This window comes from Bradyrhizobium rifense (assembly GCF_008123425.1).
Lineage (GTDB): Bacteria > Pseudomonadota > Alphaproteobacteria > Rhizobiales > Xanthobacteraceae > Bradyrhizobium > Bradyrhizobium rifense.
In genome coordinates this window covers 274,358-282,721 of the sequence record NZ_VSSS01000013.1, presented here as the reverse complement: position 1 = coordinate 282,721, position 8,364 = coordinate 274,358, and the positions used below count along the sequence as shown (strand labels likewise).

Sequence of the window (8,364 nt, the reverse complement as noted above, 5' to 3'; positions counted from 1 at the left end):
AGTAAGACTAACCCACCCTACAGCATCTAGTTCTGCTTCTTCCTGGCCGGTGCAGCCTTCGCAGGCTCACGCTTCGCCCCATCCAGCGCGCTGTCCTTGCCGGCCTTCAGCACCTCGTCCGAGAGCTCGCTCGAGCCTGCAATGCGCGCCAGCAGCATGGTGCCGGCCATCGTGGCCAGCGTCGCGATTGCCTGCTTGCGCGCGGCCTTGCGCGGCAAATTGGGGATGAAGTCGGTCATCATCTCGACCATCTCGTCGAGCTTGCCGGCAAATGCCTTTCGCGTCTTCGGGCTCTCGCGGGCGATCTCGGCGCCGAGCGCGGGGATCGAGCAGCCATGGCCGGGATTGTCGCGGTGGAGCGCTGAAAGATAAGTCTCGACGATCTGGGCGAGCTGCTTCTCGGGCGCGACCTGATCGGACTGCTTGCGCCAGTGTTCCATCGAGCGGTCCATGGCGTAGTCAAAGGCCTCGATCACCAGCGCCTCGCGGGAATCGAAATGCGCGTAGAAGCCGCCATGGGTCAGCCCCGCCTCCTTCATGAGGTCGGCGACGCCAATGCCGTGGGCGCCCTTTTCGCGCAGCCGCACGGAGGCCTTCTTCACGATGCGGTCGTGGGTTTCCTGCTTGTGTTCCCGAGAATAGCGCATGCGGCTCTCATTGGATGTCGGAGGTCATCTCATAACACGGATATCGGTCAGGCGGCGCATTAATTCCCGGTAAAATTGCTGCCGATCATGGAAAAGGTTGCAGTTGCATGGACTGCGAGGGCGCCCTTGCCGTCGCGCACAAAGCCTTCGGTGTAGCTGGTCTGGCGCCCCAGCTTGATGATCCTGCCTTCGGCCGAGATCAGCCCCGAACGGACCGAGAGCGGACGCAGGAAGGTCATCTTCAGGTCGAGGGTGACCGATCCCTGCCCGGGCTCCAGCCGCGTCGAAATCGCGCAGCCCATGGCGGTGTCGAGGAGTGCGGCGGCAGTCGCCCCATGCAGGAGCCCGATGGTATTTTCGAGGTCCTCGCGCGGCTCCAGTTCCATCACGATCCGGCCCGGCTCGACCACCGCCATGATGAAGCCGATCAGTTTTGCGAAGGGCGGCGGCGGCAGCCGGCCATCACGGATGCCGAGCATGGCGTCGATGCCGGACAATCCCATAGCCACTTTCGCGACCGGCGCAGGAACTTGCCAGTCCACCACGCGCTCGCGGCGCCGCGCGGGCGAAAACAGGTCGAGTTGAGTGGGATCGGTCATAGGTTGCCTCTTTGTATGATTATTATCATACTATGCTGCGGACTTCGCGCTGGCAACTCCGTCCTACCGCTTGACAAGGGAGGCATTTCGGCCCGGAAGTAATCTCGACGCGCGCGCCTTGCGCATGTCCACGAAACCTTCGAGATCCCGATGGAAATGCTCAACAATCACTGCGGCGTGACGCGCGATGCGCGCGGCGTCGTTGATGTCGCGATCTGCAATGCCGGCGCGCTGAATATTTTGGGCTCGCCCGTAACCGACGCGATGCGCGAAGGCCTGCAAAAGCTCGCCACCGACCGCAGCATCCGAATCGTGGTGCTGCGCGGCCAGAGCGAGAAGAGCATGATCGGCGGCGCCGACATCAAGGAGATGGCGAAGCTCGACCAGAAATCGGCCGAAGCGTTCATCAGCCGCCTGCGCGATCTCTGCGAGGCCGTGCGCCAGTTCCCTGCCCCCGTGATCGCACGCATGCCCGGCTGGTGCCTCGGCGGGGGGCTCGAGGTCGCCGCCGCCTGCGATTTCCGCGTTGCCGCGCATGATGCGCATTTCGGCATGCCCGAGGTGCGCGTCGGCATCCCCTCGGTCATTCACGCGGCGCTGCTGCCGCGCCTGATCGGCTGGGCCCGCGCGCGCTGGCTGGTGATGACCGCGGAAAATATCGACGCGCCGACGGCGCTGGCCTGGGGACTGGTCGACAAGATCGCGCCGGCCGGCGGACTGGATGCCGAGATCGAGCATCTCGTGACCGCGCTGCTCGAATGCGGCCCCGAGGCGCTGCGGTCGCAGAAGGCGCTGCTACGGCAATGGGAGGAACTGCCGCTGACGGAGTCGGTGAATCTCAGCGTCAAGGTGTTTGGCGAGTCGTTCCTGACCGACGAGCCGACGCGGCTGATGCAGGCATTTGTGAACCGGAAGCGGTAGGCAGCCCTCCTCCGTTCGAACGACCAATTCTCATCCGAACCACGACAATTTCTCATGCCGGGCGCGGTTGCATTTTTTGCGTCGCATCATATGATGACCATAATCTAAATCGCCATTGCCAAGGAGTTTGTCATGGCCGAAGCCGCCGATCCCGTCGTCATCGTCTCCGCCGCCCGCACCCCGCTCGGCCGCTTCATGGGCGAATTGTCGCCGCTCGCCGCGCACAAGCTCGGATCGCACGTCATCAATGCGGCGCTGGAACGCGCCAAGCTTGCGCCCGAGAAGGTCGACGAGGTGTTCATGGGCTGCGTGCTGCCGGCCGGCCAGGGCCAGGCGCCGGCGCGTCAGGCTGCACGTAGCGCGGGCCTTCCTGACGCGACCGGCGCGACGACCGTCAACAAGGTCTGCGGCTCCGGCATGAAGGCGACCATGCTGGCGCACGACATCATCCGCGCCGGCTCGGCCGAGATCGTCGTCTCCGGCGGCATGGAGAGCATGAGCAACGCGCCGTATCTTCTGGCAAAAGCCCGCGGCGGCTATCGCGCCGGTCACGACCGCATCATCGACCACATGATGATGGACGGCCTCGAGGACGCCTACGAGACCGGCCGCTCCATGGGCGATTTCGGCGAGGCGACCGCGGAAGCCTACCAGTTCACCCGCAAGGACCAGGACGCCTACGCGATGGAGACGCTGAGCCGCGCGCGCAAGGCGGTCGAGGGCGGTGCGTTCAAGGCCGAGATCGCGCCGATCACGCTGACCGAGAAAGCCGGCCAGCGCGTGATCGCCAACGACGAGCATCCGCTGAAGGTGGATCCCGCAAAGATTCCCGGATTGAAGGCGGCGTTCCGCGCCAACGGCACGATCACACCGGCCGCCTCCTCCGCGAACGCCGACGGCGCCGCCGCGCTGGTGCTGACGAAGCGCTCGCTCGCCGATCGCAACGGCCTGCCCGCACTCGCCGTGATCAAAGGGCACGCCACCCACAGCCAGGAGCCGCAATGGTTCACCACCGCGCCGATCCCGGCGATCCGCAAACTGCTCGACAAGGTCGGCTGGAGCGCAGGCGACGTCGATCTGTTCGAGATCAACGAAGCGTTTGCGGTCGTCGCGATGGCAGCGCAGCGCGATCTCGGCATTCCCCGCGAGAAGCTGAATATCAATGGCGGCGCATGTGCGCTCGGCCATCCCATCGGCGCGACCGGTGCGCGGCTGATCGTGACGCTGCTGCATGCGCTCGAGGCCAACAACCTCAAGCGCGGCGTCGCGGCACTCTGCATCGGCGGCGGCGAGGCCACTGCGATTGCGATGGAGCGTCTCTCGCACTGACCCCGATGACGTCCTAAAATGAGGGAAGTCTGTCATTTCAGACTTCTCGTTTTCGTGTCAGACTGCAACAATGACGCGGGTCTCCCAAAACCCGTTAACCTGGATTGAGGGGCAATGATTTCGAACTGGCTTTCGGCCGCGCTCGGCCGCCGCAACATCCACTACGGCTGGGTGATGGTCGGCGTGACCTTCTTCGCCGCGCTGATCAGCGCCGGCACGGTCGGCGCGCCCGGCGTGTTCATCGTTCCGCTCCAGAAGGAGTTCGGCTGGAGCACGGCGCAGATCTCCTCCGCGCTCTCGATTCGCTTTATCCTGTTCGGGCTGATGGCGCCGTTCGCAGCCGCGCTGCTCAATCGCTACGGCCTGCGCAATGTCACGTTGACCGCGCAGCTCATCGTCGTCTCGGCGCTGGTGCTCTCGCTCGGCATGACCGAGATCTGGCAGCTCGTGGCTCTCTGGGGCGTGGTGATCGGCATCGGCACCGGCATGACCGCGCTGGTGCTGGGCGCCACCATTTCCACGCGCTGGTTTGCCGCGCGGCGCGGCCTCGTCGTCGGCATCCTGACCGCGAGCGTCGCCACCGGTCAGCTCGTGTTCCTGCCGTTGCTGGCAAGCCTCACCGAACGCTACGGCTGGCGCCTGGCACTCGGCTTCGTCTGCATCATGCTCGGCGTTTCTGCACTGGCAGTGCTGCTCGTGATGCGCGACCGCCCGAGCGATGTGGGCTTGCGCCCGTTCGGCGACGAAGGCACAGAGCCCCTGCCCGCGCCGCCCGTGAACCACGGCTCGATCACCGGTGTTGCGCTCGGCACGCTGCGCGACGCCTCGAAGTCGAGCGCGTTCTGGATCCTGTTTGCAACGTTCTTCGTCTGCGGCGCCTCGACCAACGGCCTCGTGCAGGTGCATCTGATTCCGATGTGCCTCGACTTCGGCATCCCGCAGGTGCAGGCGGCGAGCCTGCTCGCAGCGATGGGCATCTTCGACTTCTTTGGCACCATCATGTCGGGCTGGCTGTCGGACCGTTATGACAATCGCTTCCTGCTGTTCTGGTACTACGGCCTGCGCGGTCTCTCGCTGATCTTCCTGCCGTTCAGCGATTTCTCGTTCTATGGCCTGTCGATCTTCGCGATGTTCTACGGCCTCGACTGGATCGCGACCGTTCCGCCGACCGTCCGCCTCACCGCGCAGAAATTCGGACCCGAACGTGCCAATCTGGTGTTCGGCTGGATCTTTGCCGGCCATCAGCTCGGCGCCGGTGCGGCCGCCTTCGGCGCGGGCCTGTCGCGGACGCTGCTCCAGAGCTATCTGCCCGCCTTCTTCGTGGCTGGAGCGCTCTGCGTGTTTGCCTCGCTGATCGTGCTGGGGCTCTCGCGGCAACCAAAGCCGCAAGCAAAGCCCGCGATGGCCTAGTACCGGAGCGTGGTGGTGACGCCGAATACCGCGGCGTCACCGATCCGAGACACACCGGTTGGATCGTTCGGGTTCGGGATGCCGCCGGAGGGACGCACCACGTACTGGAAGTAAGGCGCGATCAGCCAGCCCGGCTTGATGTGCGCCTCGTAGATGATTTCGAGCAAGGCCTCGCTGCTGCGCACCGGGCTTTGGATACCGCTGAAGATCTGCGTATCGACGTCGAGGCTTCTTGCTGCGCCCGAAATCCGCATATAGGCCACCCCGATCCCGAACCGATCGAGCGGACGGCCCGGCGTAAAGCCGACGAAGCCGACGCCGCCGTCGAGATAGAGGTCGATCAGGTTGCGATCCGGCGGGCTGTAGGCGATGCGGCCGAACGCGGTGACGCCGGGTATCGAGGCCGACACGGTCTTTTCGGTTTCTGTCCCCGGCGGCCGCCAGAGGGCCTGCTCGACGACGGCGTAGATTCCGTAATTGCCGCGAAGCTTCGCCGGAATGCCGGATCCGGTCGGGTCTGCAAGCGAGAAGCCGTCCGCAGTGAAGCGCTGGCTGTCGAAGTCGCCGAAATGATACCAGCCGCCAGGCGTGACATTGCCGGCAAGCGAGCTTCCGCCGATGTCGACATGATAGTCGAAGTGGACCTGCCCGATGACCCAGGGCGGATCATTGACACGAAACGCGAGACCATGATTGTCGCGCGTCTGCGGATCGCCATCGCCGGGCGCGGCTGGATTGCCGTTGAACACCGCGCCGAAGACGGTGACGTTGTCCGCGACCTGGGCCTTGATGCGAATGCCGGGCACTGCGATCGGCGGCGCCGGGCCTCCGGCCGGCAAATTGGTGGCCTTGATCGCGGGCCAGCCGAAGGTGCCGTTGATGAAGAGGTCGTCGGTCTGGCTGTCGAAGAACTCGACATCGGCCGCCTGCTGGCCCGCCCTGATGTTCAGACGGTCGTTGAAGAAGCTCTGCTCGAAATAGGCGTTGTAGAGCCGCTGGTCGGGCAGCGCCTCGATCTCGCTGATGGTGGCGAGATTTTGGATGTAATTCCTGGTGAGCCCGCGGCCGTAGATGATGTAGCCATTGGCGTAGAAGCGGCCGCCGGTCCAGCCGACGAGCTTGTCGAGATCGGCGTCGACTGACAGATCGAGCCGGCCGAAATGAATGGCGCCGCGCGAGACGCCGCCGGACACGTTGCCGATGTTGTCGGCAATGTAGGTCGCGCCGAAATTCAGCCCCTTGTTGGCAAGCCCGTCATGCCACTCGTTGAACCATTTTGGGAACAGCCAGTCGGCAGCGCTCTCATCCTTGGCGCCGGCGAACGCGCTGGTGCTCGCGAACATCACCGCCGCGATCACCAGCGAACGTCGCAATCCTGATGTCTGGGCAATCGCATTCACGGCTGACACCGGCTGCCAGCTATTTTTTGAAGATGCCGGTGCGCCGCATGAACAGATAGGCAAGGCCGATCGAGGTCACCATCAGTGCCGCCGCCCAGAGGAAGCCCTCGTCCACGTCGGTGAGCGGCAGGCCCTTGGTGTTCATGCCGAAGATGCCCGTGATCAGCGTCGGCGGCAGCAGCAGCGTCGTCACGATCGAGAGCGTGTGGAGGTGGCGATTGCTCTCCTCCTCGTTCTTGAAACGCAGCTCCTCCTCGAGCAGACGGCTGCGCTCGCGGAGCTCGACGATGTCGTGGTCGAGACCGTCGAGCCGCTGGGCGAGCTTGCCGGCCTGAATGCGCAAGCCCGGCGACAAATGATCGGTATTCTTCTGGTCGAGCCGATGGAACAGCACGCGCAGGCCGGTGAGTTGGCGGTGCAGCCGCACACATGTCCGGCGCAATCTTCCGAGCGTGCGGCGCATCTCCGGCTTTACATCATCAGCCAGAATTCGTTCCTCAATGCCGTCGACTTCCTGGCCGAGCTTGTCAGCCATCCTGTCGAGCGTGTCGGCGACCTCGTCGACGATCTTCTCCAGGAGATGGGCGACATTGTCGACGCGATAGCCGCCTTCGAGCACGCGCCGGGTCGCGTCCGCCGAGCACAGCGCCTGATGGCGGCCGGAGACCAGCAGATGCTCGGTCATGGCGAAGCGCAGGAACGCGGTCTCTTCGGTAGCAGCATCGATGTCGCGGACGAGATCGGAGAACACGCCGTAGACGCAGTGGTCGATGACGTGCAGCTGCTGGAACGTGTCGTTCGACAGCAGGAGATCGCGCGCCAGCGGCGGCAGCTGCGATGCCGCGATCCACGGCCGCGCGCGAGCATCTGTCAAATTGAAATGCAGCCAGAGCCGGCCGTCATGGCTGAACTCGATCGGGTGGTCGATCGGCAGCGCCTCGGCGCTGCCGTCGCCATGCAAACGAAACGCCCACACCAATCCGGGAATGACGAGCGCGACATCCGATGTCGCGCTGACAAGCTTAGCCGGCTCAGCCATGCTGACCCCACGTCGTTGCAGCCCAATCCCGGGGAGCCGTTATTGGCCTCCTCCGGGTCCTCCGTGCAGTCAATTACGCCAGTGTTACAGTTTGATGATGGCGCGCCGCCCTACTCCGCGGCCAGCCCCGTCGCGACCGCCGCCTGGGCTTCCTTGATGTAATCGTGCACCACGCGGCCGAACGGCAATGTCAAATCGGCGATGTAGTGATGCGCGCCGATACAGCGGCGGACCGGGAAATCCGCAACCGGGGCGTTGACGTGCGGCACCAGATGCAGCCGGCCGGGACCCATCCAGGAGCCCTTCGGAACGATGTCGACCAGGTTGATGGCGACGAGCTGGCAGACCTCGAGGTGGCCATCGACGCCCGGGATCATCTTCAGATTAACTTGCGTCTTCGACAGCGTGGCGCGGGTGAGATCGCCATTGCCGGCCATGCTCTCGTGCTTGTAGCCCATCGTGCCCATGGCGACGAGCTGGCCGGCATATTCCAGCGTGCCCGTCAGCGTGTCCTTGACGATCTCGAGTTTTGGATGGGCGTACTTCTTGGGAAAGCCCCAGATCTCGCGGCCTGCGGCGATCGGCGGATCATCGTCGAGATACATCTGCGAGACGAAGTTGACGTCCTCGCCGTGCAGGCGCGCCGGGATCACGAGGCCGGACTCGGTGTAGCTGCCGAAGCCGGAGGAGTCCGGCATCTTGATCCATTCATAATGCACGATCGGCTGGTCGATCGGCTCCAGCGGTTCAGGCAGGCCGGCGCGGATCAGGTCCGGATCGGTCTCGTAGGTGATGACGAGGAATTCGCGATTGACGAAGCGGTACGGTCCGGCCGGATAGCTCGGCCCAGCGGCCGGCATGGACGGAAGCCTCAGCACGTCTTCCCTGCGCATCGCTGTCTCCTCTGGTGATGTCCGGCCCAAATTGCTAGCCGCCGTCATTGACTGCGATGTGACCGATTTCCGTCAACCGCACGACCTGGCACCATTCCCGTTGCGGTTGACCTGCATGCAAAGGAT

Annotated in this window: 8 protein-coding genes; 3 read left to right on the top strand and 5 right to left on the bottom strand. The window is 64.4% G+C overall.

Features of this window, described 5'->3' with window-relative positions; translation table 11 throughout:
- Nucleotides 1-26 precede the first annotated feature (26 nt).
- Both FXB40_RS07225 and FXB40_RS07220 read right to left on the bottom strand, forming a co-directional pair.
- A complete protein-coding gene (locus FXB40_RS07225) occupies nucleotides 27-647 on the bottom strand; it encodes a TetR/AcrR family transcriptional regulator (RefSeq protein ID WP_148771504.1) in 621 nt (206 codons plus the stop codon).
- 59 nt (nucleotides 648-706) lie between these two features.
- Nucleotides 707-1,246, bottom strand: coding sequence for a PaaI family thioesterase (locus tag FXB40_RS07220; RefSeq protein WP_148771503.1), 540 nt, complete (start codon nucleotides 1,244-1,246; stop codon nucleotides 707-709).
- 150 nt (nucleotides 1,247-1,396) lie between these two features.
- Between FXB40_RS07220 and FXB40_RS07215 the strand changes: the two genes are divergently transcribed.
- The 3 genes from FXB40_RS07215 (at nucleotide 1,397) to FXB40_RS07205 (ending at nucleotide 4,906) form a co-directional block, all read left to right on the top strand.
- Complete coding sequence (locus FXB40_RS07215; RefSeq protein ID WP_148771502.1) at nucleotides 1,397-2,167, top strand: enoyl-CoA hydratase; 771 nt, start codon at nucleotides 1,397-1,399, stop codon at nucleotides 2,165-2,167.
- 132 nt (nucleotides 2,168-2,299) lie between these two features.
- Nucleotides 2,300-3,496, top strand: coding sequence for an acetyl-CoA C-acyltransferase (locus FXB40_RS07210; protein WP_148771501.1), 1,197 nt, complete (start codon nucleotides 2,300-2,302; stop codon nucleotides 3,494-3,496).
- A 114-nt stretch (nucleotides 3,497-3,610) separates the two neighbouring features.
- The gene (locus FXB40_RS07205; RefSeq protein WP_148771500.1) at nucleotides 3,611-4,906 is read left to right on the top strand and encodes an MFS transporter; all 1,296 of its coding nucleotides are present in this window, start codon (nucleotides 3,611-3,613) and stop codon (nucleotides 4,904-4,906) included.
- Here the strand turns inward: FXB40_RS07205 and FXB40_RS07200 are convergent.
- From FXB40_RS07200 to FXB40_RS07190, 3 genes are all read right to left on the bottom strand, one after another.
- Nucleotides 4,903-6,249: a carbohydrate porin gene (locus FXB40_RS07200; RefSeq protein ID WP_187436716.1), complete on the bottom strand. Its 1,347-nt coding sequence runs from the start codon at nucleotides 6,247-6,249 to the stop codon at nucleotides 4,903-4,905. The genes FXB40_RS07205 and FXB40_RS07200 overlap by 4 nt on opposite strands.
- A gap of 76 nt (nucleotides 6,250-6,325) precedes the next feature.
- The gene (locus tag FXB40_RS07195; protein WP_148771498.1) at nucleotides 6,326-7,345 is read right to left on the bottom strand and encodes a transporter; all 1,020 of its coding nucleotides are present in this window, start codon (nucleotides 7,343-7,345) and stop codon (nucleotides 6,326-6,328) included.
- Nucleotides 7,346-7,455: 110 nt separating this feature from the next.
- Nucleotides 7,456-8,238 carry an acetoacetate decarboxylase gene (locus FXB40_RS07190; RefSeq protein WP_148771497.1) on the bottom strand — a complete coding sequence of 261 codons (783 nt, stop codon included), beginning with the start codon at nucleotides 8,236-8,238 and terminating at the stop codon, nucleotides 7,456-7,458.
- Between the last annotated feature and the right edge of the window lie 126 nt (nucleotides 8,239-8,364).